13 protein-coding genes are annotated in these 26,608 nt (G+C 73.4%); 2 read left to right on the top strand and 11 right to left on the bottom strand.

Translation table 11 applies throughout. The features are described 5' to 3' along the window. Positions 1 to 37: 37 nt before the first annotated feature. The 9 genes from D2L64_RS20665 to eccD form a co-directional block, all read right to left on the bottom strand. A complete protein-coding gene (locus tag D2L64_RS20665; protein ID WP_147376270.1) occupies positions 38 to 12,463 on the bottom strand; it encodes a WXG100-like domain-containing protein in 12,426 nt (4,141 codons plus the stop codon). Between the two features lie 48 nt (positions 12,464 to 12,511). Continuing rightward, positions 12,512 to 12,829 carry a hypothetical protein gene (locus tag D2L64_RS20675; RefSeq protein WP_119578863.1) on the bottom strand — a complete coding sequence of 106 codons (318 nt, stop codon included), beginning with the start codon at positions 12,827 to 12,829 and terminating at the stop codon, positions 12,512 to 12,514. Positions 12,830 to 12,834: 5 nt separating this feature from the next. Continuing rightward, positions 12,835 to 13,251, bottom strand: coding sequence for a YbaB/EbfC family nucleoid-associated protein (locus D2L64_RS20680; RefSeq protein ID WP_119578864.1), 417 nt, complete (start codon positions 13,249 to 13,251; stop codon positions 12,835 to 12,837). 27 nt (positions 13,252 to 13,278) lie between these two features. Further along, positions 13,279 to 15,603, bottom strand: coding sequence for a hypothetical protein (locus D2L64_RS20685; RefSeq protein WP_147376272.1), 2,325 nt, complete (start codon positions 15,601 to 15,603; stop codon positions 13,279 to 13,281). Between the two features lie 60 nt (positions 15,604 to 15,663). Next, positions 15,664 to 16,011 carry a hypothetical protein gene (locus tag D2L64_RS20690; protein WP_119578866.1) on the bottom strand — a complete coding sequence of 116 codons (348 nt, stop codon included), beginning with the start codon at positions 16,009 to 16,011 and terminating at the stop codon, positions 15,664 to 15,666. Between the two features lie 20 nt (positions 16,012 to 16,031). Then, positions 16,032 to 16,328 carry a WXG100 family type VII secretion target gene (locus D2L64_RS27335; RefSeq protein WP_158603521.1) on the bottom strand — a complete coding sequence of 99 codons (297 nt, stop codon included), beginning with the start codon at positions 16,326 to 16,328 and terminating at the stop codon, positions 16,032 to 16,034. A 32-nt stretch (positions 16,329 to 16,360) separates the two neighbouring features. Further along, the gene (locus tag D2L64_RS27340) at positions 16,361 to 16,660 is read right to left on the bottom strand and encodes a hypothetical protein (RefSeq protein WP_158603522.1); all 300 of its coding nucleotides are present in this window, start codon (positions 16,658 to 16,660) and stop codon (positions 16,361 to 16,363) included. A gap of 82 nt (positions 16,661 to 16,742) precedes the next feature. Further along, entirely contained in the window at positions 16,743 to 18,134 is a 1,392-nt protein-coding gene (eccB, locus tag D2L64_RS20700) for a type VII secretion protein EccB (protein ID WP_119578868.1), read from the bottom strand. 3 nt (positions 18,135 to 18,137) lie between these two features. After that, entirely contained in the window at positions 18,138 to 19,535 is a 1,398-nt protein-coding gene (eccD, locus tag D2L64_RS20705; protein ID WP_119578869.1) for a type VII secretion integral membrane protein EccD, read from the bottom strand. Positions 19,536 to 19,670: 135 nt separating this feature from the next. On the opposite strand from eccD, the gene eccCa reads away from it, so the two are divergent. Continuing rightward, positions 19,671 to 23,657, top strand: a complete 3,987-nt coding sequence (eccCa, locus tag D2L64_RS20710) for a type VII secretion protein EccCa (RefSeq protein ID WP_119578886.1) — start codon at positions 19,671 to 19,673, stop codon at positions 23,655 to 23,657. Positions 23,658 to 23,683: 26 nt separating this feature from the next. Here the strand turns inward: eccCa and D2L64_RS20715 are convergent, their stop codons facing one another. Together D2L64_RS20715 and D2L64_RS20720 are read right to left on the bottom strand one after the other, a co-directional pair. Next, the gene (locus tag D2L64_RS20715) at positions 23,684 to 24,898 is read right to left on the bottom strand and encodes a S8 family serine peptidase (protein ID WP_147376273.1); all 1,215 of its coding nucleotides are present in this window, start codon (positions 24,896 to 24,898) and stop codon (positions 23,684 to 23,686) included. Continuing rightward, positions 24,879 to 25,406 (bottom strand): sigma-70 family RNA polymerase sigma factor, encoded by a 528-nt coding sequence (locus D2L64_RS20720; protein WP_158603523.1) that lies wholly within the window; start codon positions 25,404 to 25,406, stop codon positions 24,879 to 24,881. Before D2L64_RS20720 ends, D2L64_RS20715 begins: the two co-directional genes overlap by 20 nt. 155 nt (positions 25,407 to 25,561) lie before the next feature. Between D2L64_RS20720 and D2L64_RS20725 the strand changes: the two genes are divergently transcribed. Next, positions 25,562 to 26,608 (top strand): hypothetical protein, encoded by a 1,047-nt coding sequence (locus D2L64_RS20725; protein ID WP_119578872.1) that lies wholly within the window; start codon positions 25,562 to 25,564, stop codon positions 26,606 to 26,608.

The following is a 26,608-nucleotide window of genomic DNA, read 5'->3' on the forward strand; positions in this document are numbered from 1 at the left end:
CGTGTCCCGGAGACAACGGCCGCAGCGGTACCCGGGTTCATCCGGCGCCGCCACCCTGCCGATCCGGTCCCGCCGACGCCCCGACCTCCCGCCTGCGGGTCGGCAGGTAGTGCTCGTTGACCAGGACGATCACGTTCATCTCCGGGTCCGAAAGCCGCCCCGAATCCAGCGGGTTCCCGGTCAGCACCTCGAAGTCGACGTCGAGATCGTGGCCGGCGTCCCGCCCGAGTCGGCGCCCCCAGCGGAGGAACTGGCCGATCAGGTTGGCGAAGTGCAGCCCTGCCTCGTCGCCGTAGCTGCCGTGCCGTCGCAGCTCGCTTGCGAAGGTCGCCACGTCGAGCTGGCCCGGCTCCGCGTCGAGCACCACGCCCCAGTCCGTCAGGCCCAGCTCATGGTGCACGTCGGGATTGGTCCGCGCTTGTTCGAGGAGCAGGGCGAGGAAGTCACGCAGTGCGGCGGCGTCCGTGAGCGAGCCCGGCGGCGTCACCCCGGCCGCGTTCGCGACAAGCGTGGCCGCGGTGCCGACCCGTTCGGCGGTGAGGGTCTCCAGGACCGCGGCGAAGGCGCAGTCGCCGTTCGCCTCGACCCAGCCGACCGTCCGGTCGTGCACGGTGAGCCAGTCCTGCTGGCCCTCGTTCGGCGCGTACACCTCGCCGGGACGGTTGCGGTCGCCCTGGTGCCACCAGTCCGGCGAGCCGGCCAGCCGGAGCACCGACGGGCGCTGCGGGCGGTCCTCCGCCTGGTAGGTCTCCAACAGGCGGCGCAGCACGCTGATCGACTCGCTGGTGGTGACGACACTCTGGGCGGCCGGCACCGCGGTGTGCAACTCGATGGTCCGCAGCCGGGCCGCCCGGTTCGGGTGGTCCGCCACGTAGTCGCGCAGCTGCTGCTCGAGCCGGTCCCGTTGGCGCTCCAACTCCAGGCCGGCCAGGGAGCGGCTCAACGGCGCGCTGGCCGGCGCCGCGGTCAGCTGCGCCGCGGTCAGCTGCGCCGCGGTCAGCTGCGCCGCGGTCAGCTGCGCCGCGGTCAGCTGCGCCGGCGCCTCGACGGCCGGACCCTCGACGGTCTGCCGGTCGGCCGGTGCTCGCACCGGCAGCGCGCCCGACGACCGAGCGGGTGCGGGCGGAGTGGGGCCCTCCAGGGTCAGGCTCAGGCGCCGCGGCGTGGCCGGCACCGAGGCGGCCGCCAGCAGCTCCGCCGTCTGCTGCGACGCGGGCACCGGCTGGTGCTGCGACTCGCGCACCCGCCCATGGGACGGCTCCCGCACCGGCTCGTGGCTCGGGACGTGGGTCGGCTCGTGGGTCGGCTCCCGCACCGGCTCGCGCTCCGGCTCGTGGGTCGGGACGTGGGGTGCCTCCCGCACCGGCTCGTCGGTCGCCTCGTGCTCCGGGTCCGGTACCGATCTGTGCGGTGGCGGGGGCGGCGGAGTCGGGGTCGTCCGGTCGGGGCCGGTCGGGCGGTGATCCGGCGAGAGGACCGACTTCGACGGTGGTGGTGGCGCTTTGGGCGCCGCCACCACCGGCGCGGGAGCGGTCGGCCGGAAACGGCCCGTCGCCACGGCCAGGACGGTCAGGGGTGGCGGCGCCGCCGGGCCGCCCCGGTCACCGGCTTCGGTGATCGACCCGTCGGCGTCGACGGTCCGCACCTGGATGCCCAGGGTGGCGGCGATGGCGGCGCGCGACGGCAGGGGCGCGTCGTCGGCGAGCCCGCGCCGCTGGCCGACCGTCCGACGGAGGTCGTCCACCGTGGACAGCCCTACCTGCCGTACCGCCGGGGACGGGTTCAGCTGCTCCCGCGCGGCGGCGATCAGCGCCGCCAACCAGGCGTTGCGGCCGGTGGTCGGCGCCAGGGCGCGCAGCCCACCGGCGGCGAGCACCGCCGCCTGGGCATCGGTCAGCGGCGCCGGTGACTCGGCCGCGGTCGCCTCCCGGCGGGCCTTGACGAGGGTCTCGACCGCGGGGGACAGCAGGACCCGGCCACCGTCGGAGAGGGCGACCAGTTCGTCTCGGCCGATGCCCAGTTCGGCGGCCTCGTCCAGCAGCGGGCGCGGCAGCCGGTTGACGGCCTCCTCGGCGGCCGTCAACCGCTGGCTGCCGGGGGTCGGCCTCAGCTCGACGTACCAGCCGTCCCGGTCGACGGCGTACCTGCGGCCCCGGCCGCCGTCCGCGCCGGGTTGGCGCAGCTCGACCGGGGCGCGCAGTTCCCGGGCCAGCGCCCGGGCGGTCTCCAGTGGGTCACGGTGCAGCCGCGCCAGCAGCGGTGGTTCGAGCCGCTGGTCGTCGGGGCGGCCGGCGTTCACCTCGTCGACCAGCCGCGTGTAGAGATCAGGTCCGGTCGGGTTCCGGCGGTGCCGGTCGTGCGCGGCGGCGATCTGCCGTGGCGTGAGATGCCGCCCCGCCCAGGTGTCGAGAACCTCGGCGAGTCGTCGGGCCTGCACGGCCGGGTCGACCTCGGCGACGAGGGCGTCGTTCTCGCCGACCCGCAGCCCGCGGGCGGCCGCACGCAGGTGTTCGCGCACCGCCACGTCGGCACGCCCGGACGGCACGGCAGCCCCGGTGACCGTGGCCGGGATCTGGTGGAGCAGCGCGGACAGGTCGACCCGCGGCGAGCCCTGACGGCCGATCCGGGGAGTGGGGCGGCCCAGTTCGTCGCGGCGCTGCCGGGCGACCATCGCCTCGTAGTCGGCCTTGAACATCACCACGTAGACGTCGCCGGTGAACTCGTCGCTGACCCGTCGCCGCCCCTGGGAGGTGGAGCGAAGCTTGTGCACGATGTGCTTGTCGCCTTCGAGCCAGTACCGGCCACGCATCCGGACCAGCACCGCCGGCCCCTGCTGCTTCACGTGGTTCTCCCGCCGGTACGCGTCGGCGGTGTTGTCGGTGTGCGACCGGGGAGCCTGCCGACTGTTGTCGGTGTCGCCCTCGGTGCGGTGTGCCCCGTACGGCTCACCGGGGCTGGTGTCGTCGGCGACCGCGACCCGGACCGGTCCCCCCGCCGAGCCGGACGCTGTGACGTACGGGGTGCTGTGGGTGGTGCTGGCGCTGACCCCCTGCTGGTACTTCACGTACCGCCCGGTCCCGGTGTTCTCCAGCTCGGCGACCGCCACCAGGTCCTCCAGCCGGCCCCGCAGCCGGATGTCGGCCCGACGGCTGGAGTGGCCGGGCAGGAACACGCCCTCGGCGATCGGCACCCCCTCGGGGGCCAGCGCCGGAACGAGGTTGGCGGCGAGCATGTCCCGCGTCGCGAGGGCGCGCATCGCCGGACTGGTGTGGTACCCGCGCCGGGTCGGCCACCGCGAGGGCCACCAGCGGTCCCACTTGACCGGGCGGGAGAAGAGCGCGCCGAGCAGGTTCCGGCTGGCGTCGTGCGCGCCGTGCAGCTGCACCGCGTCGACGAAGACGTCCGGCGGCATCTGCTGGGGGCTGATGCTGCCGCGCAGCCCGCTGGGCGGGTTCGCCGGGGTGGCCTCGGCGACGCTCTTGGGAACCTTGAGGGTCACCGTCCCGGTGGTGCCGGCGGTGTGCGTGACGCCCAGCATCCGGGGCCGCAGGCCGGTCCGGACGCCGAGCCGGTCGAGCTTGCCGGTCAGCCAGTTGGTCGGCCGGCGCCCACCCAGCTTGACCCGGCGTACCTCGACGGTGATCGCGACCTGTGCCTCGGCCCGGTAGTGGTCACCCCAGTCGTAGACCGTCGACTCGTAGGTGAACTGTTCGGTGGCGGTACGTCCCCGGCTGACCCCGTCGGCCCAGCGGACCCCGGGGCCGCCGGTGAACTTGACGTCGTTGTCGCCGCGCTGCTCTTCCAGGGTCGGTTCCTCCGCCGGCCGGTCGTCCATGGTCGACTTGAAGCCGAGGGCGGTGCCCCGGCCGAACTGGCCGCGACTGCTCTCCTGCCGCTCGACGTACCGGTGCCGGTACGTCTCCAGCCCGCTCTCCGGCACGTAGTCACGGAACTCGGGAGTGCTGGTGAGCCGCGCGGTGACCTTGACCTCGATCATGTCCTGGGCGATCCAGGAGTGCGGGTTGGCGAAGGAGAGGGTGACACCTTCGGGGTCCAGCATCTGTTCGAGCAGCGGTTTGGCCCGGCCCCCGTCGAAAGTCGCCTGGATGGCGTCGATGCCGCCCTGCAACCGGCCGACGAACGGCAGCACCTGCGGGGCCCGGTGCCACCACCGCCGTAGCCGGGGTTCCTCGGCCTTCGGCAGGTCGCGGTGGGTCTTGCCGAGCAGGCCGGGCTCGAACGCCTGCACCGCGTCGGCGACGAGGTCCGACAACTCACGGCCCTGGTCGAAGGTGAGCGAGTGCACGCCGGTGTGGCCCAGGGAAATCTGGCCGCTGCCCGGCCGCAGGTAGTCCGGTACCCCGAGGCTCCGGGGGGTCGCGGCCGGATCGCGCCGCAGCGGTATCCCGAACCCGGCGTGGAAGTCGGCGACCACCTCGGCCGGCATCTCCAGATCCGACCACGCGTAGCTGCGCGCCAGGTCACGGGCCGCATCCGCGCGCAGCGCGGAGAGCGGGTCACCGGTCGGGGCGGCGCCGTTCCACCGGTTCAGCACCCGGGCCATCAGCCGGTGGGAGAGCTTCAGCTCGCCGCTGCTCCAGCGGGTCAGTACGTCCAACAGCTGGTCGGTGTCGAGCGGCAGTTCACCGTTGGCGTAATGCTCCAGAGCGTCCGGCTCGGAGAGCACGTAGATCATCGGCTCGGCGGTGACCTGTTCCTCCCGGGGCAGGTAGTCGCTGTTCGGGAAGAGTTTCGCCCGTTTGGTCTTGCCGGTCATCAGTGAGTAGTTGATCGGCGCCCGGAAAGCGTACGCGCGGTGGAAGTTCAGTTCCAGCAGTTCCCGGCCACCGGTCTGCTTGGCGGCCCGGCCCCGCTCCCGTCCCCAGCGCATCCCGTGGCTCGCCGAACCGCTCAGCCCGACCACGTCCGAGCGCTGCGGATCGCCGCCCGCGCCGAGGTCCAGTGGGGTGACGCCGAAGCCGTGGCTGCGACTGGACGACGTTCCGGCCTGGGTCAGCGAGAGCTTGATCAGACCCAGCACGTACGGGTCGTCGGTCGCCCCGACGAACTCGGAGGCGCCCAACTGCGCCTGGACCGACAGGGTGCGGAACTTGTCCCGCCAGAACTGCCCGTCGAAGAGCGCGTCCGTGGTGTACCGGCCGGCGACCACCTCGGGCAGGTGGGCGACCACCTGCGCGTGGTCGAGGAAAGTGGAGACCTCCTCGTCGGCCGCCCCACCGGGGCGGGCCATCGCGCCCACGGCCTCCCGGCCGCGCGACATCAGGCCGGTGGTGTCGAGGTAGGTGACCGCCGCGTGTTCGAGCACCGAGGGCGGCGTCGACGGGCTACCGGGCAGGGCCCGGCGGTGCGCGGGATCGTGCGCGTCGTTCGAGTTGAAGGCCGGTACCACCCGGGCCAGCGCGGTGCTGCGGATCCGCTGCCCCAGGTACGAGGGCCGGGTCCACCGCGAGAACCGGCGCCAGGACCAGAGCCGTTCGTAGTCGATGGTCACCTGGTAGTCGCTGGTGGCTTCGAACTCGGTCAGCTCGCCCTGGTACTCCATCAGCCGGGGCATGTTGCTGACGTGGTTGACCGACTGGTTTCCCGAGACGCCCCGGTCCAGTTCGATGCCCACGCCGGCACCCTGCAACTCCTTGGCCCGGTCGGTGGGCAGGAACCGGGCCTTCACCCCGCCCGCGATCCGCTTCCCGCCGCCCGCCGAGGAGCCGGCCATGTCCAGCCCCATCTCCAGGTTGACGATCTGCTTGTCCTTCGTCAGCCGTGGATTGGCGGTCGGGTCCTGGGCCGGGCGGAGCGTGCCGTCGGCCGCCCGGTCCTGCGGGGGGCCGGCCTTGATCGTCACCCGGGCGGTCCGGACCCGGTAGAAGGTGAACCAGCCGGTGTGCCGCTTGCGCAGGGTGATCGGCAGACCGTCCTGGTGGATGCCGTCGTAGTTCGACTCCAGGCTGGCGTTGGAGAGCAGCTTGCGCAGCAGCATCCCGTTGTTGACCTGGCTGTCCCGCTTCCGGCTCCACCGCGACCGCGACTCGAACGGCTGATCCGGGTCGACCACCAGATAGCCGTGCTTCTCCAGCTCCCGCTCGATCTCGTCGACGAGGTGGTCGATCAGCTGCGGATCGACCTCGACCATGCCCTTGCCGATGCCGCGCCCGGTGCGCGCGTGGTGCGGCACGGCGGCGGGTTCCTTCGTGGTGAACGTGGTCGGCGGTACCACCGGCGGCACCGTGCCGCGCGGGGGCGGTCGCTCGATGCCGTGCGAGACCGCGTCGGTGGTGGGTAGCCGGAGCATCGCGCGGCCGAGCACCGTACGCGGGCTGTGCGGCGGGCGCAGCCCGCGTTGCAGGTTGTGGCGTACCCGGACCGTCCAGGGCGTGCCCTCGGGGTGTCGGCTCAGCACGTTGCGACGCTGCCGCACGTGCACCGTCGCCTGGTGGTCGAAGTCCATCTTGTACGCGGTGGTGAAGCCGGCGTAGCGCGACACCAGCACCCACAGCCCGAGCCGGCCGGAGTTGTTGCCGTCCCGGTTGCTCCAGCTCCAGCGCAGGAACGGCGCCTTGACCGAGAACCGCACCCCGGGGATGTTCGCGTCGGCGAGGACGAAGTCCAGGCTCGGCTCGATGCTGGTGTCGTTGCTGACCGTCTGCCCGGCGGTGGTGCCGCTGATCGCCGTCCGGACCTCTTCGATGTGCGACTTGTCGTGCGGCTCGCTGACCGCCTCGCCGTACCCGCGGCGCCGGCTGTGGATCCGCACGTCGGCGGTGATCCGGCCGTGTTCGACCACGGTGAACTGGTAGCCCCGGTGCCGGTTGACCGCCTTGTCGAGGTGGGTGTCCAGGTTCGACACCCGCTGCCAGACGGCGGCCCGGATCGGGTGGCCGAGTGGAATCCGCCCCCGCACCGTCTCCAGTTGCCGCACGATGTCGTCGGCGAGCAGGTGCAGCCCGGTGAGGCCGGAGGCGTACAGCACCTTGGGCAGGCGGTTGGCCGCGTCGGCCGGGGCGGCACGTTGCGGGCGTTGCGCCGCCGCGATCTGCTGGGCCAGCCCGGGTGCACCGCGTTGCAGGTAGTTCTCCGGCATCGTCACGGTGAGCCGCTCAGTCGCGTCGATGCGTTCGCCGGTGATGCCGTCCCAGGTCTGCTCGGCGCGGTCCCGCACCCGCAGGTGGTAGGTGGCGGCGGCCGACATCAGCGTCCCGGGCGCGCGGGTGTCCTCCACCCGCCCGACCTCGGCGTCGCGCACCGTACCGGTGGAGCGCGAGATGAGGTTGCTCATGAACCGCATGGCCACGCCCAACCGCACCGCGAGCAGGCCGACCGGTGACACGCCCACCGAGGCGCCGACCGAGAAGCCCCCGCTCGTGTACTGGGTGGGCATCGCGTGGCTCTCGCTGTGCGCACCGACCTGGAAGGTGCCGTGGATGGTCTCGGTGACCTTCACCTGGGCCGTGCGGCTCGCCGGATCCGGTTGGGCACCGGTCGCCGGAGGTTGCGGGTTGCCGTCCGGGCCCGTCGCCGGGGACTGCGGTGCCGGGCCGGGCGGGGCGGTCTCTCGGCGTGGATCCGTCGGTTCGAGCTGGACCATCACCTCGATCCGGCCGAGGAAGACCACCAGGCCGTCCCCGACCAGGTGCCGATAGTTGTTGACCAGGTAGCCGGGGAGTTGGTCCCACGCCTGCGAGTCGTGCGCGACGCCGTGCTGGTCGGCGATCTCCCGCAGCCGGTCGGTCAACCGCCGCAGGTCGGGCAGGGTGTGCGCGGGCAGCCCGGCGGCGAACGCGATCGCGTCGAGGGTCAGCGTCTCCGACCGGTACTGGGGGGTGGTGGGGTTCAGGGCCGGGTTGACCGGGGCCCGGTTCGCGTGCCACGCGTCGCGCACGCTGATGTCGATCGTCACCGCCCGGTCGGCCGCGCCGTTCGGGTCGGTGACGCCGTCGGCCGGCTGGCTGCCCCGGGAACTCTGCCGGAAGGCGACGATGGGCGCCTGCGCGCCGAGCCGGCGGTTCACCTCGGCCCGGACGGCCGGTTCGATCAGCTCGGTGACCCGCGCCGCGCGCCGGGCACCCATGTCGAACGGCGCGGTCCAGCGCCGCCGGGTGTTGCCGCCCCCCTCGACCGTGACCACGATGGGAGCCCCGTCGGCCGGCCGGTTGGCCGCCACCCGGACGATCCGGTCGGCGATCTCGGCGGCCAGCCAGGTCGGATTCTGGTCCGGGGCGATGTGCCGGTACCTGCCCCGGGCGAAGTTGACCACGGCCCTCGGCTGGTTCACCGTCGCCGGGTCCTCAGCCGGCCGCACCGCCTGTGGTACCGCCGCCGGTGCGGGTGACGGTGGTGGGGCGGCGGATTCCAGGTGGGCGTGGAACTCAGCGGTTCCGGTGCCGTTCTGGACCCGGCGGAACAGCCGGATCGGGTCGTCGGTCCGCCCGCCGCGGGACAGCATGGTCGCACCCGTACCGTCGTCGACCACGACCGGCCGGTCCAGCAGCGCGCCGACGAGCAGCGGACCCGCGAGGGAGTGGTCGTGCGGCGCGTCGGCGGCCAGCAGGTTCCGCAGCGCCGCACGCAGGGTGCGGTCGTCGCCACGCTGGGCGGCACGCAGGACCGGGCTGTCCACCTGGCGCAGGGCCGCGAGGTCGGCCGGGCCGAGCCGGTCGATCCGTTCGTCCAGGTCGCGGCGCAGGTCACCGACCGCGCGGGCGAGCGCACGGGTGCTGACCGTACGCCGGCCGTCGTCCCGCCAGCTGCGCAGTTCAGCCAGCTCGGCGCGGGCCTGCGGGCTCCGCCACACCGACGGGTCGACCGCGTCGGGGTGCCCGTACAGCATCGCGGCGAGCAGGTGGTTGCCGTCGCCGAGCAGGTACGCCCGGTCCTGCGGGCGCAGGCGTTCCGCGGCCGTGGTGGTCGTGGTCGGCTCGTCCTGCGGCGAATCGTCGAGCGGCCGGATCGGCTCGGCGCTGTCCCGCTCGGGGTCGTCGGGATCGCGCGGCCGTTGCGCCCGGGAGCGCCGACCGGAGACGGGCGGGACTGCGCCGTCGAGCGGGGGTGGCGCGGTGGAGCTGCCGGCGCCGGCGGAGTCGGTGTTGCGCGGGTCGTCGGGGCGCATGGAGAGTTCCCGCGCGAGGTGCAGGGCGGCCTGCATCCGGTAGTCGTCCCCGGTCAGCGGGGTGCTCTCGACCACCGGCTCGGCCGTACCCGCCCGTTCGTCGACCGGCTCGCGGGAGGCCATCTCCTGCTCGTCGACCGGCTCACGCGGCGCCGTCTCCCGCTCGTCCTGCGCCGTCGGCCGGGCCCGGCCCTTGCCCTTGTCCACCTTCTGATCGGGCAGGCCGGCGGCCGACCGGGCGCCGGCCGGCGCGTCGGTCAGGCCGGCCACCCGCAGGTCACGTGGGTGCCGGGCGAGGTCGACCGGCCGGCCGTCCGGCCCGAGGACCAGGATCCGGCTGTCCGGCGACCGGAGCTGCTGGGCCCAGAACTCGGTCTCCGTCGTGGTCGACCGGGCGTCGTGGTCGAAGACCTCGGGCCGCTGGGGATCCACCCACCGGGGCACCACCGTGCCGTCCCGGCCGTCGCCGACCAGCCAGAAGACGTGCGACCGGTCGGTACGCGGACGCGCCACCAGCAGCGCCATCGCCCCCGGGGCGGCGGCAAGGTAGTCGAGTACGGCAGCACCGTCGTTGGTGGTCGGCGTCGCACCCCCGAGGGTACGGAGCAGTTCGGCGGCGTCGATGGCGGTGGTGCCCTTGGACAGGGTCTGCGCCACCTCGGCGCCGGCAGTCAGGTTCCCCGCCACCGGATTGGACCGGCGGCCGTGCATCTCGGCGAAGACGTCCCAGGCCAGCGGCACGCAGTCGACGGCCGGGTCGCCGGTCGGGTCGCCGGTCGGGTCGGCCGCCGCGCTGCCGGCGGCGCGGCGCAGCCACCGTTCCAGACCGGCGACCTTGCCGTCGGGCTCGGTGGCGGCCGGGCGGTCCCACGGATGCAGCCGCCCGGTCCCGTCCAGCAACGACCGGGCCGGGCTCACCGGCCCCGGCTGCCCGCCGGAGACGGAAGCCGAGGTGCCGTTGCCGGCCGGTGTGCCGTTGCCCGAGACGGTGCCGACCGGGAGGCCGTTGCCGGAGACGGTGCCGGGCGGCGTGCCGGTACCGGGCGGGCTCGCCGACAGGCCACCGGTCGGGGTGACGGATCCGGTGCCCCCGCTCGGCGCCGGCCCGCTGGTCGAATCGAAGTCGGCTGCGCTCGGATCGGCGTCGACCGCCGAGCGGTCCGGACCCGGCGACGCAACCGAGGACACCCCGGGCTGCTCGGCCACACCGCGGGGCAACGGCCCGCTGCCGGACTCGGTCGCCGTCGACGACTCCGTACCCTCGGCCGACCCCGGAACGCCATCCTCCGGGTTGTCGACCGGGTTGCCCGCGGCGTCGACCGGAAGGCCGGTGCCGGTCTCGCCGTCGGGTACCGGAAGGGCGGCGGCCGACTCCGAAGGCGTGCCACCCGCCGGGCTCGGACCCTCGCCGCTGTCTCGGGTCGGGGGGTCGCCCGGCTCGGCGCCTTCCGACCCCTCCCCGGAGCCTTCCCTCCGGGACCCGGCGCCCTCCGTCGACGTCCCGGATCCGCCGGAGCCGGCACCACCGTCCGTGGCAGCCCCGGTACCGGACCCGGACGGCCCAGACCCGGACGATCCAGACCCAGACCCAGCCCCGTCGGTCCCGGACGCCCCCGACCCGGACGCCCCCGACCCGGAGCTACCCGCACCGGCCGACCCGGACCCGGAGGCCCCGGACCCGGAGGCCCCGGACCCGCCGGATCCGGAGCTACCCGCACCGGCCGACCCGGTCCCGGACCCGGCAGGTCCGGACGACCCGGCAGCGGACCCGCCCGAGCCGGATCCACCACCCGTACCGGAGGTTCCCGCGACAGCGCCTCCGGAGGCCGGCCCACCTACTCCGGCACCACCGATTCCAGTACCACCGGTTCCGGTTCCGGTTCCGGTGCCGGTTCCGGTTCCGGTTCCGGTGCCGGTTTCGGTACCGGAACCGGTGCCGGTCTCGGTGCCGCGCGCCGTGCCGGACTCGTCTCGACCGTCGGAGTCCCGGCGGGCGCCGTCGCCCGTACCCGATCGGTCGTCGGTGTCGATCGAGGCGTCCGGATCGGACGGTGTCGTCGTCGGGGACGCGGTTTCCGTCGAGGGCGTCCCGGTGCCGTCGGGGTTCTCCGGCTGCGCGTCGGGGCCGTTGATCCGCTGGTTCAGTGCCTCGCCGCTCGCACCGGCGCCGATGTCGAGGGTGGCACCGATAGCAGCCGAGGTCGCCACCCCGCCGTGCACGGCGAAGCCCTGACCGTTGACCGCCGAGAGGGTGCCTTCGACGATGACCTCGCTGACGATCGCGCCACCAACCTCACCGACGAAGTTGCCCCCGTGTTCGCGCAACCGCTGTCCCCGGCTGGGCGGCGGGCTGGCGGTCTGGTCACCACGCGGTGCGTCGGTGCGGTTGCTGCCGACCGGTACCGGCTCCGGTGCCGGGCTCGACGACCGCGATGGCGTCGGCGTCGGCCGTGGCGTCGGGGTCGGAGTCGGCCGCGGAGTCGGCGTCGGCGTCGGCGTAGGAGTCGGCGCCGGGGTGGGAGTCGGCGTCGGCGTCGGCGTAGGAGTCGGCGTCGGGGTGGGAGTGGGAGTCGGAGTCGGCGTCGGCGTCGGGGTGGGCGTCGGGGTGTCCGGACCGTTCAGGTTGGTCAGGCGGATGTTGAAGGGCAGGTTGCCCCGGGCCAGGATGTTGCCGATCCCGCTGAAGGCGGGGCCGAGGGCCAGGACGATGACACCGGCGATCGAGCCGTCGCGGACCGCCTGCCAGAACTGCGCCTCGTCGAAGCCGTCGCGGGTACCCAACCGCATCTGGATGCGCTGGATGATGCCGTCGAGGAAGGCTTCGATCGCGGCCTCGCTGCCGACCACCAGCAGAGCCGCCATCAGCAGCCGGGCGAAGAGCGTCCGGATGATGAACCGGAACACCGCCACCCGGGCGGCGAGCCAGGCCATCGCAGGACCGGGATTGCCGAACGCGAAGGCGAACGCCAGCACGAACGAGGCGAACATCTCGATGGTCGAGGCCAGGATCATCATCTTCTGGTACTGGACCTGGGTGCCCGCGTCGCGGGCGGTCCGGCCCGTCGCGCGCAGGTGTTCGGCCGAGGTGGTGACGTAGCCCGGGCTGCGGACGTAGTCGTTCATGCTGGCCAGGAACGCCTCGTACGAGTTGCCGCCGACCCCCTCCCGGATCCGGCGCACGGCGGAGGCCAGGTGCGGTCGGGCGTCGTCCACCCCGTTGGCCGCGGTGGATAGCGCGGAGTCGATCGCGAAGAGCCGGTCCTCGTTGGTACCGGGGAATCGTTCTCCGGTCAGCCAGTAGAGGAACTCGGCGAGCCGGTTGGAGATCTCAATGGCCACGGCCGTGTCCTTCGTCAGTGCGCTGCGGCGTACGGGCGACGCCGGAGGTCAGGTGTTCGTCCGGCCGAAGTTCGCCACATCGGTGTTGAGTTCCTCGACCTGGCCGAGCAGTTGGCCCAGGAGCTGGACCTGGTTCGCGTCGCCTCGGGAGAGGTCGCGCAGCCCGACCAGGATGAGCCGGATCTGGTCGATCTGGGCTGCGATGCCGTTGACCAGGGCCTGATCGGACTCGTCCCGGATGTTGTCGGCCACCGGCAGGTTCCCGTCGAGCGCGGCCTCGAGCGCGTCGATCACACCCTGCATGTGCGCTACGAAGGCGGCGAACGACTCGCCGCGGAGCAGGTCGGTGTCCGCGTGCACGCTCACGCCACTCACCCCCGCCCGGTGCCCGGCGCGCCGGGCTGGTCACGGACCAGCCGTACCGCGTCGCTGATCATCTCGTCGAGGTCGGCGGTGCCGTTGAGCATGTCGACGATCGGGGTGCCCTGGGGCAGCACCGCCGAGAACATCTCGGCGAGTTCGTCGTTCGCCCGCCGCCGCGCCTGCGCGATCGTCTCGATCAGCAGTGCGGCGAGTTCCGGACCTGCCATCGACCGGTAGGCCCGGGTGGGGAACGTGAGGTCGGTCAGGTTGCCCTGCGCGTCGACCACCACGGTGAGCGCCCGACTCGGCGCGGTGACGGTGACCGTACGCTCCGACATGTCCCGCTGCACCTGGGCTATCGCCTCCTGGCTGCGCTCAAGTTCGGCGTACGCCCGCTCGATCTCCTCATGCCACGACGTCGACATGCCTACCTACCTCTCGTTCTCGGCGGACTACCGGTTGCCGCGCCCACGGACCGGCTCGTACGTCGGCTGGGTCGGACGCGGGGAACTCGGACGCCGGCTCGGCTGGTCGGCGGTCTCCGGCTCGTGGTCCTCCCGACCGATGACCGCGGCGGTGACGTCCGGTTCGGTGCCCCAGACGTCCTGTTCCTCGGCGAGCCAGGTGGTGCGCTCGCGTTCCTTCTCGCTCTCCCGGCCACCCGGGTTACCCATCCCACCCATGCCGCCCATCGGCATGAACGGCATGCCGCCCGTCGCTCCGGCGTTGTGGCCACCGGCGGCCGACGCGCCAGCGGCGTTCGCCGCGGCTGCGAAGTTGTCCAGCGGGGAGGGGATGTGTCCGGCGGGTGGCGTGCCCAGTGGCCCGAGCGCGAAGCCGGCCGGACGGTCCGCGCCGAACTGGCCGGCGCCGGAGCCCGTACCGCCCGCGTCGAGTCCGGAACCACCGGCGCCCGAGCCGATCCCGCCGAGGTCGAAGCCGGACCCACCAGAGCCGACGGAGCCACCGGAGCCGATCCCGCCCAGGTCGACCCCGGAGCCACCCGAGCCCGAGCCGGGCAGGGAACCGCCGGAGCCACCCGCGCCCGAGCCGGGGTTGAACCCGCCGGAGCCGGTCCCGCCGCCGGAGCCGCTGCCGGTGCCCGAGCCGAGACCGCCGGAGCCGAATCCGGAACCGGGAACCAGCGGGGATGGTGATCCACCGACCACACCGCCGGTACCGGTACCCGAACCTCGGTCGTCCGAGCCGGGGAACGAGCCGCCGGAGCCGGACCCGCCGCCGGGGCGGGCCGTGCCGCTCCCGCCGCCGATGCCACCGATGGCGCCACCGATGCCGGGGAGGCCACCTCCACCGATCACCCCGCCGGTACCACCGGGTCCGACTCCGCCGGACCCGATTCCTGCCCCGACACCGTCCGAGCCGAAGCCACCGGACTCGAAGCCGCCACCCCCGCCGAGTTCCCCGCCGCCGAGCCCCAGGCCGCCGGAGCCACCACCGGTTCCGCCGCCGTCGCCACCGAAGCCGCCGAACTCGGCCCCGCCACCACCACCGCCGCCGAACTCGCCGCCACCGAACTCGGCGCCGCCACCGCCGCCGCCACCGAACTCGGCGCCACCACCGCCGCCACCACCGCCGAACTCGCCGCCGCCACCGCCACCACCGCCGAACTCGGCGCCACCACCGCCGCCGCCACCGCCGAAGTCGGAGCCGCCCCCGCCCCCGCCTCCGAAGTCACCGTCGCCGTCGCCGCCGCCGAACGGGTTGGCACTCGGGTACGGGATGTGCGGCAGCGCGATCACGCCGCGGGCGAACGCCTCCAGCAGGTCCTCGTAGCTTGAGATGAGCATCCGGGTGGCGCCCAGCGACGCCTCGTTAAGCCGCTCGTAGCCGTTCCACCACTCGGTTCTCAGGTCGTCGTCCAGCCGGGTCCACTCAGCCTGCTGGATCAGGTCGTAGCTGGCGTTGCCGCTGCTGGGCAGGACCTCGCTGAAGTCGAAGTTCCAGGCTTCCTGCCGGCTGCCGGTCCGGTTACCGCGGGCGAGCGGGTACGCGGCGTCGACCTGCCGCTCCATCGACTGCAACAGCTCCCGGACGAGCCGGGCCGGGTCGTGGTTGGTCAGCCCCAGGAACGCCTGCCAGGCGGCCTCCATCCGGTCCCGGAAGCGGTCGATCGTGGCGGCGGTCTGGTCGAGCACGTACGGCCAGCCGGTGTTCAGGTAGTGGTTGTAGAGCAGTTCGAAGCGTCCGCTGATGTTCTCGGCGAGTTGCTCCATGCCCAGCGCCATATCCCGCATCGCCCAGGCGAACGCGTCCGCCGCCGAGCCCTCGATGGCGCCACCGTTCTCGATCTCCTCGTGCAGCGAGCGCAACGGGCTCTGGCCGGCGCCGGTCAGGTAGGTGTGCAGATTGCGGAAGTAGGTGGCGACGTCGCGGAACACTTGCGGATCGAGGTGCTGGTTGGCGCGGATGCCGTCGATGGTGGCGCGGCTCGTGTCGAGTAGCAGTTGCGCCTGGTTGCGGGGCGAGTCGTCGCCGCCCTCGTAGAAGTTCACGGTGGCCCGGATCAACTGGAAGTTGATCGTGTTCCGGCTGCCCAGGTTGCGGTACCGGTAGAGGGTGATCTTGTTCCAGTCGCTGCCGTTCGGCATCCAGTGCCGCCAGGGCTGGGCGGTGTGCCCCTCGGTGCTCTCCCGCGACTCCCAGAACGACATGTCCAGGGTGATCCAGACCCAGCCGACGACCCGGGACGGATCGATGTCGGCCTCGGCCCCGAGCACGGTACGGATCGTCGGGGCCCACTCCATCGGCTGAGTCATCGTCGTCCCTTCGGTTCGGCGTCGGTCGGCACGGCCGGTGCGGCCGTGCCGACCGACGGGTCAGCTACCGGAGCCGCCCGGCACGTTCCAGGCGGGCGTGGTGGAGAGGAACTCGGCGGCCGAGACGTTGTTGATGCCCTCGGTGTTGTCCGAGATCGCTACGTACATGTCGAGCTGGGCGGACCGGTTGTTGGCGGTGTCCCGGATCTCGACCAGCCGGGTGTGCATCGTCGAACCGACCCCGGCGACGGCGGTCTGCACCCGGGCACCGAGCGCGAAGCTGGTGTGCCCCGGCCGCAGCGTGATCGACTCGATGTTTCCGCCCGGCGCGGTGGTGACCTCCTCCGCGATCCGGCTGTTCAGGTTCGAGGCACGACGTAGGAAGGCGTCGTCCACGTTGATCGGCATGGCTACCCCTCCGGCGCGGGCTAGATGTTGCCCTGGAAGAGCGCCGCACCCCGGGTGTCGGCGATCTGGTAGTTGTCGCGGATCTGGTCGATCGCCACCGCGCCCCGGTCCAGGGCCTGGTTCATCTGGACCAGGCCCTGGTTCCAGGTGTTCTGCGCGCTCTGGTACGAGACCGCGGCGCCACCGGCGTTGGCGGCGATGAACTGGTTCACGAATCCGTTGAGGTCGTTGATGGCGTTCTGGATCGAGTTCGTCACGCCACGCAGTTCCGCGCCGGAGTCGAGCAGACCGTTCGGGTTGAGCGAGTAGGTTGCCACGTCAAAGTCCTTTCTCGATCGGGTACGCGAGGTCAGGCGTACCACTGGGCGTGCTGGGCGGCCTCGTCCTCGGTGTTGGACGAGATGTTCAGGTGCTGGGTCATCGCCGTGCGCAGCTGTTCGAGGCCGTTGCGGACCTGGTTGACCCCGGCGATCCAGTCCTGCAACGCGGTGCGGTACTGGTTGGCCGCGACGCCCGTCCACGGCACCGACGAGCCGACCGCCTCGACCGACTGCATCGCCGCGTTGACGTTGGCCATCGTGGTCTCGAAGGCGTTGAGGGTGTTGACGATCGTGGCGTCGTCGACCTGGTTCTGGAACTGGGTACTCATCTGTCTGCCTTTCGCGATGGAGTCCGGTGGGTGGCGCCGGTGGGTCCGGCGGTAGTGGCTGCCGCATCACCTCCTCGCCGCATCACCTCCTCGCCGCGGCGGGGTCGAGGAGCGGGCCGGTGGCCAGCAGGGCCAGCAGCGGAGCCGGTACGGTCCGCGCCGCTGCCAGCGGGTAGCCCAGCGCCTCGGCCGCGTCCGCGCTGGCGATCGGGTACTTCACCCCGGCATCGGTGACCAGGAAGAAGCTGGTGCCGTTGGCCTGCCCGGGACGTCCCTGGCGGACCAGGCCACCCGTGCCGGGGTCGACCCAGACCGCGACCGCCGTGTGCGCCGTGCGGTCGAAGCCCGGCGTGTCCCCGGGCACGATTCCGTTCGGCACCGGCCGGGTGGTGACTGTCACCGGCCCGTCCGGGGTGTGCCGTTCGGCGCACCAGGTCTGCCCGGTGGGCGGGGTGACCGGCACCGGTGGGCGGGTGGGCAGCCCGGCGGGCAGCGGATCCCGGTTCGACACCGGTAGCGCGGCCAGCGCCCCGGCGGTCAGCTCCCGGGGGCGTACCGGCTCGTCGGGGTAGGCGGCGCTGGTCGCCGGGTCACCGAGCAGCAGCGCCACGGCGGTCTCGCCGGCCGCGCTCAGGCCGTCCCGTTGCAGCACGAAGTAGCGGTCCGGGGTGCCCACCACGCGGGCCACGAAGACCTGCCCGATCCGGGTCGGCCGCCCGTCCACGACCGGTCCGGGCTCGCCGCGGTCAGCGACCACGATCGGTTTGACGTCGGGTCCGGCCGGCAGCTGGTCCAACCAACCCGGCGCGATGGTGGGCGCGGCCGGATAGCCCAGCACCCGAGGGATCCAGGGCTCGGTCAACGCCATCCGGCGGCCCTCGGTCACCAGGAACGTCCGCCCATCGGGCGCGGCGACGGTGAAGCCGGCGTCGGCGCGGACCGGCGTACCGCCGTCGTCGGCGCTCAGGATCAGCATGGTGCCGGTACCCGGCGAGCCGGCACCGCCGGCCCGACCGAGCGCGCAGGCGCTCCAGCTGATCCCGGCCAGGCCGTCGACCGGGGGCAACGAGTCGGGCGCGCCGACGATGCCCAGCGGCAGGCCCCGGGGCACCTCGTTCAGCGACGCCGCCGACGCCCGCACCACGGCCGGCCGCCCACCGAAGATGAGGGCCGCCGAGGCGTAGTTGTGCACCGGTCGGAGCTGGCCGTCCACCAGGATGAAACGTCCGCCGGACTCCTTCTCCGCGATCAGCGTGCCCGGCTTCTGCCAGCCGGTGGCGCCGCCCGGACGCAGCAGGCCGTAGACGACGAACCCGCCGGTCACCAGGCAGCCGATGAGCAGCCCGGCGAGGATTCCGGTGAGCATCCGGCGGTGCGGGTTCTCCAACGCCTCCGGCTCACCCATCACCAGCGCCGCGGTGAGCCGACCCACCATGTACGACTGGGCCTGCGCCTGGTCCCGCCGGGACTGCACGGCTCAGCCCCCGATCGCACGGGCGAACCCGTACAGGTCGAGGACGGCGAGGAAGACCGGCACGATCGCGGTCGCCGTGACGGTCTGGGCGAGGTCGCCGACCCGACCCCAGTACGGGGTGAGCCGCCGGTCGGGCAGCACCCGGGCCGCGGCGAACAGCCCGGCGGCGCCCAACGGCACCACGATCAGCGGCGCCACCAACCGGGTGACCGGCTCGGCGGCGGCCGACAGCGCCACGGCGAGGGCGACCAGGCCGACGACGGCCGGCAGCAGCTGGGCCGCCCGGTGCCACCCGCTGGTCATCGGTCGGGCCGCCAGGCAGCGGACCGTCACCACCAACGCGACCAGCGTCGCCGGTGCCCAGCCCGGCGCGGCGGCCACCAGCACCACCGCGACCGCGGCCGGGGCCGCGATGCCGGCGTACAGCGCGGTCATCAACCGGTCGGCGCTGGCGGCGTTCGGCAGCAGCTCGTTACTGGCGATCGGGTCGAGGTCCTCCTGGAGGTGCTCGGGCTGGGTGGGCAGCGGCGGCAGCCGCAGGCCGGTGAGGCGGAACGCGACGACCGGCACCAGGATCCCGGCCAGCGTCGCGGCCACCAGCAGTCCGGCGGCGGCCTGGACCACGGTCAGGCCCGCGTAGCTCGCCAGCGCCGCCGCCCCGGCGGTGAGGGTGCCGGCCACGACGACGCAGAGCAACAGCGGCCGGGCCGCCGCGAAGACCAGCGCGGCCAGGACCGCGGTGGCCGCCAGCGCCACGGCAGCGGTGAACACCGCCGGTGGGTCGACGCGGAGGGCGGCCACGCCCCGGCGCGGGTCGGTCGCGGAGAGCCCGGCCAGACCGGCGTACCCGAGCGCCGCGACCAGGAAGATGACGCCGGCCGTACGGTCGACCACGGCGTACCCGGCGATCAGCGCCCCGACCAGGCAGGCGAGCGCGAGCCCACCGGCGGCGAGCGCGCGGTACCCGGCGGGCCCGGGCAGGGCGAGCAGGACGAGGCCGGTAGCCAGCAGTACGACGAGTCCGGCGCAGGCCGTCCAGCGGGTCAGCGCGGGGGTCCACCGTCCCGGCCGTTGCTTGACGCCGTGGGCGATCCCGTCCACCAGGTCGTCGAAGTCGACCGGCGGGATCTGCTCCGCCCGCGGGCGCAGGTGCACCACGTCGCCGTCGCGCAGGCCCAGCGCGGAGACCGTCGAATCCTGCGCGAAGGGCGCCGACCCGAGGCGCTGCAACACCCAGCCGCCGTGCAGCAGGCCGGTCTCGACCAGGTTCTCACCGAGGTACTCCAGCAGCACCGGCAACAGGTCGGAGACCACCACGTGCGCGGGTACCGACACCTCGGCCTCGCTGGTCGGTCCACACACGACCAGGCGGCACATCTCACCGGCGGCGGTCACGGTCATGGGCTAGACAACGTCTGCCCGCGCCCAGGGTTCATCGACGGTCGAAAAAAGACGACACCGGATGATCCCCGGGTACGCCCGGCCGCGTTGTAATGCCCGGCCGGCCCGACCCGGTGCCGGCGGCTGGAGGTGACCGTGAGCACCGTCTATTTCCGGCGGCCCGCGCGCCGGGCCGGACCCGAGGCGCCCAGCGGCGAGATCAGCCTGCAGGAGCCGCCGGTACTGCCGGAGGTGACCCCGGGCGGGCTGCGCGGCGTCATGACGATCCTGCCGATGATGTTGATGTCCGGCGTGATGGTGATGATGTTCCTCGGCGGCGGTCGCGGCATGCTGACCTGGGTGATGGCCTCGATGATGGGCGTCGCCATGATCGGCATGGTGGTCGGGCAGCTGGCGATGAGTGCCGGCGAGCGCAAGCGCCGGATGGGCGGCGACCGACGTGACTACCTGCGCTACCTGTCGCAGCAGCGCAAGCGGGTCCGCCGGTCGATCGAACGGCAGCGCGAGGCGACCGTGTGGCGGCACCCGGAGCCGGCCGCCCTCTGGTCGGTGGCGTCGACCAGCCGACGTTGGGAACGGCGCCCCAGCCACCCGGACTTCCTCGAGGTGCGGATCGGCACCGGGCAGCAGCGGTTGGCCACCCGGATGGCGCCGTTGCAGACCAAGCCGATCGAGGACCTGGAGCCGTTGGCGGCCAAGTCGCTGCGCCGGTTCATCAACGCGTACACCACCGTGGCCGACCTGCCGGTGGCGCTGTTCCTGCCGGCCTTCCACCAGATCCGGGTCACCGGCGACGCGCAGCGGCGACGCTCGTTCGCCCGGGCGCTGCTCGCGCAGGTCGCCACGTTCCACGCGCCGGAGGAGGTGCTCGTCGCCGTCTGTGTCGACGAGGAGACGGCGGCCGAGTGGGAGTGGGTCAAGTGGCTGCCCCACGTGCAGCACCCGACCGAACAGGACGCCGCCGGTCCGGCTCGGCTCGCGGCGGAGAGCGTGGACGCGGTCGAACGGCTGCTCGGCGCGGAGTTCCTCGGTCGGCCGCGCTGGGAGGCGGGGGCCACGCCCAGCCGCGACGAACCGTACGTGATCGTGCTCTGCGACGGCGGCCGGATCCCGCCCGGTTCGCGGATGACCTCCGGCGGCTACCGCAACGCGGTCCTCGTCGACCTGGGTACGCCACCGTCGGCGGTGGCGCGCGGGGTGCTCTGGGCCGACCTGACCGACGAGGGGCTGCACCAGGTCAGGCACGACCAGGTCAGCCGGGAGGTGCGGACCCGGCTGGCCCGCCCGGACGAGCTGACCACGGCCGAGGCCCGGACGGTCTCCCGGATCCTGTCGCCGTACCGGCTGAGCATCACCACCGAGCCGGCGGCGGAGGCGCTGAGCACCGACTTCGACCTCGGCACCCTGCTCGGCGTGCCCGACGTCGGCAACCTGGACCTGGCCCGGCAGTGGGGCCAGCGGTCGATCGCCCAGCGGCTCCGGATCCCGATCGGCGTGGACTCGGACGGCCAGCCGGTCGAACTGGACATCAAGGAGTCGGCGCTGGGCGGGATGGGTCCGCACGGCATGCTGATCGGCGCCACCGGCTCGGGCAAGAGCGAGCTGCTGCGGACCATCGTGCTGAGCCTGGCGATGACCCACTCGTCGGAGATCCTCAACTTCGTCCTGGTCGACTTCAAGGGCGGGGCCACCTTCCTCGGCCTCGACCAGCTGCCGCACACCTCCGCCGTGATCACCAACCTGGCCGACGAGGCCGCCCTGGTCGGCCGGATGCGGGAGGCGCTCAACGGCGAACTTGTCCGCCGCCAGGAGCTGCTGCGCCAGGCCGGCGGGTTCACCTCGGTGCTGGAGTACGAACGGGCCCGTGCCGGTGGCGAGCCCCTCGATCCACTGCCGACGCTCTTCGTGGTCGTCGACGAGTTCAGCGAACTGCTCGCCGCCCACCGCGACTTCATCGAGCTGTTCGTGATGATCGGGCGACTCGGCCGGTCGCTGGCCGTACACCTGCTGCTGGCCAGCCAACGGCTCGACGACGGCCGGATCACCGCGCTGGAGACGCACCTGTCGTACCGCATCGGGTTGCGCACCTTCTCGGCGATCGAGTCCCGTACCGCGATCGGCGTGCCCGACGCGCACGAGCTTCCGTCCCAGCCCGGACACGGCTACCTGCGGGCGGACGTCTCCTCCCTGATCCGGTTCAAGGCGGCGTACGTCTCCGGGGCACACCGCTCGCGGCGCCACCGGCTCGATCTCGACGTGGTCCAGCGGCAGGTGGTGCCGTACCGGCTGCTGCACACGCCGCACCAGGAGGTGCCGGTCACCGAGCCGGAGCCGGCGGAGAGCACCGAGACCACCGCTGCGGCTGAGCACCCGCAGGGCCGGGGACCGTCGGTGTTGCAGGTGGTCACGGCGCAACTGGTCGACCAGGGCCCACCGGCGCACCAGGTGTGGCTGCCGCCGCTGCTGCGCCCGCCCACCCTGGACCAGATGCTGCCGGCGCTGGCGCCGGACCCGGAGGCCGGGTTGCGGGCGGTCGGCTGGCCCGGCAACGGCGCACTGACGGTACCGGTCGGGTACGTGGACAAACCGTTCGAGCAGGCCCGCGAGCTGCTCGCCGCCGACCTGTCGGGCATCGGTGGACACCTCGGGATCGCGGGCGGGCCGCAGAGCGGCAAGTCGACGCTGCTGCGTACGCTGATCTGCGCGCTCGCGCTCACCCACAGCCCCCGCGAGGTGCAGTTCTACTGCCTGGACTTCGGCGGCGGCACGCTGGCCACGCTGGCCGACCTGCCGCACGTCGGCAGCGTCGCCGGCCGGCTCGAAGCCGACCGGGTGACCCGGACCGTCGCCGAGGTGAGCGCCCTGATCGCGGAACGCGAGCGGCGCTTCGCCACCCAGGGCGTCGACAGCATGGCCGCCTACCGCCGCCAGCGGGCGGCCGGCTCGGTCGACGACCCGTACGGTGACGTGTTCCTCGTCGTGGACGGCTGGTTCACGCTGCGGCAGGAGTTCGAGGCCGTGGATCCGGCGATCCGGCAGATCGTGGCGCGCGGCCTCAACTTCGGGGTGCACCTGCTGCTGACCACCGCCCGGTGGTCCGAGGTGCACCACGGGCTACGCGACCAGATCGGCACCCGGCTGGAACTGCGGCTCGGCGATCCGGTCGACTCGGCGATCGACCTGCGGGCGGCGGCGACCGTCCCCCGGGTGCCGGGCCGCGGACTGACCACTCAGAAGACCCACTTCCTGGGTGCGCTGCCGCGCATCGACGGGCTGACCGACGAAGCCGGCATGCCCGACGGCACCCGGGCGCTGGCCACCGCGGTCAAGGAGTTCTGGGACGGCCCACCGGCACCGCGGGTACGGACCCTGCCGGCGGTGCTGCCCGCCGACGAACTGCCGCCGGCCGAGGGCGACCTGCGGCTGCCGATCGGGGTCGACGAGGAACGCCTCCAGCCCGTCTGGCACGACTTCGGCGAGCTGGCGCACCTCACCGTCCTGGGTGACGCGCAGTCGGGCAAGACGAGTCTGCTGCGGTACCTGGCCACCGCGCTGACCCGACGGTTCACCCCGAAGGAGGTACGGATCATGGCGGTGGACTTCCGGCGGGCGCTGTTCGACGAGATCCCGGAGGAGTACCGGCTCGGCTACTCGGTGTCGGTCGAGTCGACCCGATCGACCGTGGCGTCGGCCATCGAGGGGCTCAAGCTACGGATGCCGGGCACCGACATCACCCCCGAGCGGCTGCGGGCCCGCGACTGGTGGACCGGGCCCCGGCTCTACCTGCTGGTGGACGACTACGACATGCTCGGCGGGCACGAGAGTCCGCTGCTGCCGCTGATCCCGTACCTCGCGCAGGGCACCGACATCGGCTTCCACGTGGTGTTGACCCGGGCCGCGGCGGGTGCGATGCGGATGCAGATGGATCCGGTCATCCGCCGGCTCCAGGAGACCAACAGTCCGGACGTGGTGCTCTCCTGCCCGCCGAACGAGGGACCGTTGCTAGGCAACACCAAGCCGCGGATCCTGCCGCCCGGGCGGGCACTGCTCTGTACCCGGCGCGGCAGCCGGATGATCCAGACCCCGTACGCCGAGCCGGCCGCCGAGCCGGCGGTCCGGTAGGGACGGTGGCCGGCTCGGCGGGCGGTTCAGGAGGGGGATCGGTCCGGGTGGTTGCGCCGCCGGCCCCGCCGGACGGTGTGGAGGGCGGCCACCAGCAGGGTCAGCGCGACGATCCCGGCGGTGACGAGCCGGGCCCGGGTGCGGGCGGCGTCCGGCGGGGCGGCGACCGGGACGACGACCGGGGTGACACCCTGCCGGACGATCCGGGCCCCGGCCTCGGGGTCGATCGCCGCGACCGCGCTGTACGGGTCGACGGTGCCGACCGGCACGCCCGGCGGGTGTTCGGCGGTGGCGAGCAGCCGGTCCCGTACCCGCCCCGCGTCGAGGTCGGGATGGTACGCACGGACCAGCGCCGCGGCCCCGGCCGCGTAGGCGGCGGCGACCGCCGACCCGTCCACCGTGTAGACGCCGGAGCCCACCGGCCCCGGCACGACGGCACCGACCCCGGGGGCCAACAGGTCCGGGCCGCCCTCCTTCGCCGCCGGCTGGCTGGCCCGGCCGTCGACGCCGATCCCGCCGACGGCGAGCACCTGCGGGTACGCGGAGGGGAACCAGACCTGCGGTGGTTGTCCGGCCACCGTCGACGGGCGATCGTTGACCGGCGCGACGACCAGCACGTCGGCGCGGGTCGCCCGGGTCACCGCGGCACGCAGTGCGGGACTGTCGGCGGGTACGCCGGTGCCCAGGACCACCACGTCGGCGCCTCCGGTGACCGCGGCGTCGATGCCGTCGGCGAGCGCCTTCGGCGTGACCCTACGCTGACCGTCGATCACCCGGACCGGCAGTACGGTCGCCTCGGGTGCCATCCCGAAGACGGTGCCGCCGGGCCCGTCCCGGCCGGCGACGATGCCGGCCAGCGCACTGCCCCGGCCCAGGCAGTCGGCCCGCGCACGGCCACCGGAGACGACGTCCCGGCCGGGCAGTACCGCCCCGGTCAACCCGCTGGTGGCCCCGCTCACCCCGGAGTCCAGGACCGCCACCACCACCTCCGACCCCCGGCTCAACGGCCACACCTGCTGCGGGGCCAACCGGGCCAACGGCCAGGAGATCCGGTCGCCGGCCGGGACGGGGGACGGGCCGACACAGCCGACGGTCGCCGCCGGCAGCGTGGGTGGGTCGGGTTGGTCGGCGGCGGCCGGCGGTGCGCCGAGCGCCACCAGGCCGAGTGCCGCGCCGGCCACCGCCACGCTACGGCGCCGCCGGCCCGGCATCCGTCGCCCGCTACCGGTCGAGCTGGGCACGCAGGGCCTGCTTGGCGTAGTAGGCGCGGGACTTCACCGTCCCCAGCGGAACGTTCAGCAGCACCGCCAGTTCGGTGGGCGAACGGCCGTGGAAGTACAGCTCGAGCAACACCACCCGGTGCTCGACGCTCAACTGACGCAACGCCTCCTGGACGGTGTGCGCGCCGACCACCTCGTCGATCCGATCCTCCGCGGCGCTGATCCGGGTTAGGTCCTCGGCCATCACCTCCGTCGGTCGGGCCCGCCGCGCCCGGAGCATGTCCACCACCAGACGGCGCGCCACGGTGAACAGCCACGGGCGGAAGATCTCGATGTCGGCCGCCTCGTCGCGCAGCAGGTGCCGCCAGGCCCGCAGGAAGGTCTCCTGGAGGATGTCCTCGGCCAGCAGACGATCACCCAGAGTCAGCTTGACCAGGTAGTTGAAGAGTGACGCACGGTGCAGCTGGTGCAGCGTATCGAGCTTGACCTCGGCGGAATCCGAGGCGACGCAACCGGCCGTCGCGATCATGTTGCCCTCCGTATCAGTCGCTGACCCGACGGTCCCGCGTACGCGCCCGTGAAACATCGCGGAGGGCAGTGATTCTTTGCGGTGTGGTGAACCTTCGGTGCCCGCCGAACGAAGTAGGTGTCACGAATCGCGTCAAGTCCGATCGGGAGGCGGGTGTGTCGGTCGCCGCGTTCCACCACTTGCTGCTACGGGTCGCCGGCTGGGTGCCCGACGAACTGATCTGCACCGCCCGGGACCGACTCGCCCGGGGCGCCACCGACGAGGTGGCGACGATCGTCGACCACGCGCGGGCCACCACCCGGATCTCACTCTCCGCGTCCGATCTGGCGTTGCTCGCCGTACCCGGTGACAACGCGGCCGAGGCCGGGGCGCCGCACCGGGGGCTGCCGCCGGTTTCGTTCAGCGTCACCGACCCGGCCCGGTCGGGCAGCACGGCCGGGACCGGCGGGGGCACCGAGAACAGTGGAGCGGCGCCAGTCGGCCTCGGTCCGGTCGCGGCGGCCTGCGTCGGGGCGGTCGAACTGGAGTCGGAGGGTACGGCCCGGGCGGTGTGGCGGGTCTGGCGTACGCCGGACCGCACGACCGACTATCCCCCGCCGAAACAGGTCTTCCTCGTCCTGGCCGTGGCGGACGGTGAACTCCTCGCGCTGACCGCGGCCCGGTTGCAGGAGGTGCTGTCCCACGCCGGTGAACCGGCACCCCAGGTGGAGGTGTTCACCGCCCCGCTGCTGCTGCCGCCCTACCAGCGCGCCGCCCTGGCCAGTGCCACGCTGATCTGGGCCGGCGAACCGGCCGGCGCCCTCGCCCGCACCGAGCCGGCCGCGCTGACCCGGCCCCGGGTGGCCCGGCTACTCGCCCCGGCCACCCCACCGGAGCTGCCCGGCGCGACGCTCGCCGAGGAGGAGCGTGAGCGGGTGCTGGCGTTCCTCGGCGGCGGTTCACCGATCGTGCGGAGCACGGCCACCATGGACGACGTCCTGGACGGCACACCGGGGGTGGTACCGATGGGCTACCGCTCCGACGGGATCTGGGTCTGGCCGGACGGGCTGGCCCACTACGTCCAGGGTCACGCGGCGGCGCCGGAGCCCGACTTCCTCGACCACATCAGGGCCGCCGGCTACCGGGCCACCCCGGTCGTCCCGACCGTTGCCCACCAGGCGATGGACGCGCTCACCGCGGCAGGACGGGACGCACCGTGGTGA

It is taken from the genome of Micromonospora radicis, from assembly GCF_003583405.1.
Taxonomy (GTDB): Bacteria; Actinomycetota; Actinomycetes; order Mycobacteriales; family Micromonosporaceae; genus Micromonospora; species Micromonospora radicis.

Coding starts and splice junctions, on each gene's coding strand:
- D2L64_RS20720 (WP_158603523.1), bottom strand. CDS start 25,406: ATGATCGCGACGGCCGGTTGCGTCGCCTCGGATTCCGCCGAGGTCAAG.
- D2L64_RS20680 (WP_119578864.1), bottom strand. CDS start 13,251: ATGTCGACGTCGTGGCATGAGGAGATCGAGCGGGCGTACGCCGAACTT.
- D2L64_RS20685 (WP_147376272.1), bottom strand. CDS start 15,603: ATGACTCAGCCGATGGAGTGGGCCCCGACGATCCGTACCGTGCTCGGG.
- D2L64_RS20690 (WP_119578866.1), bottom strand. CDS start 16,011: ATGCCGATCAACGTGGACGACGCCTTCCTACGTCGTGCCTCGAACCTG.
- eccD (WP_119578869.1), bottom strand. CDS start 19,535: ATGACCGTGACCGCCGCCGGTGAGATGTGCCGCCTGGTCGTGTGTGGA.
- D2L64_RS27340 (WP_158603522.1), bottom strand. CDS start 16,660: ATGAGTACCCAGTTCCAGAACCAGGTCGACGACGCCACGATCGTCAAC.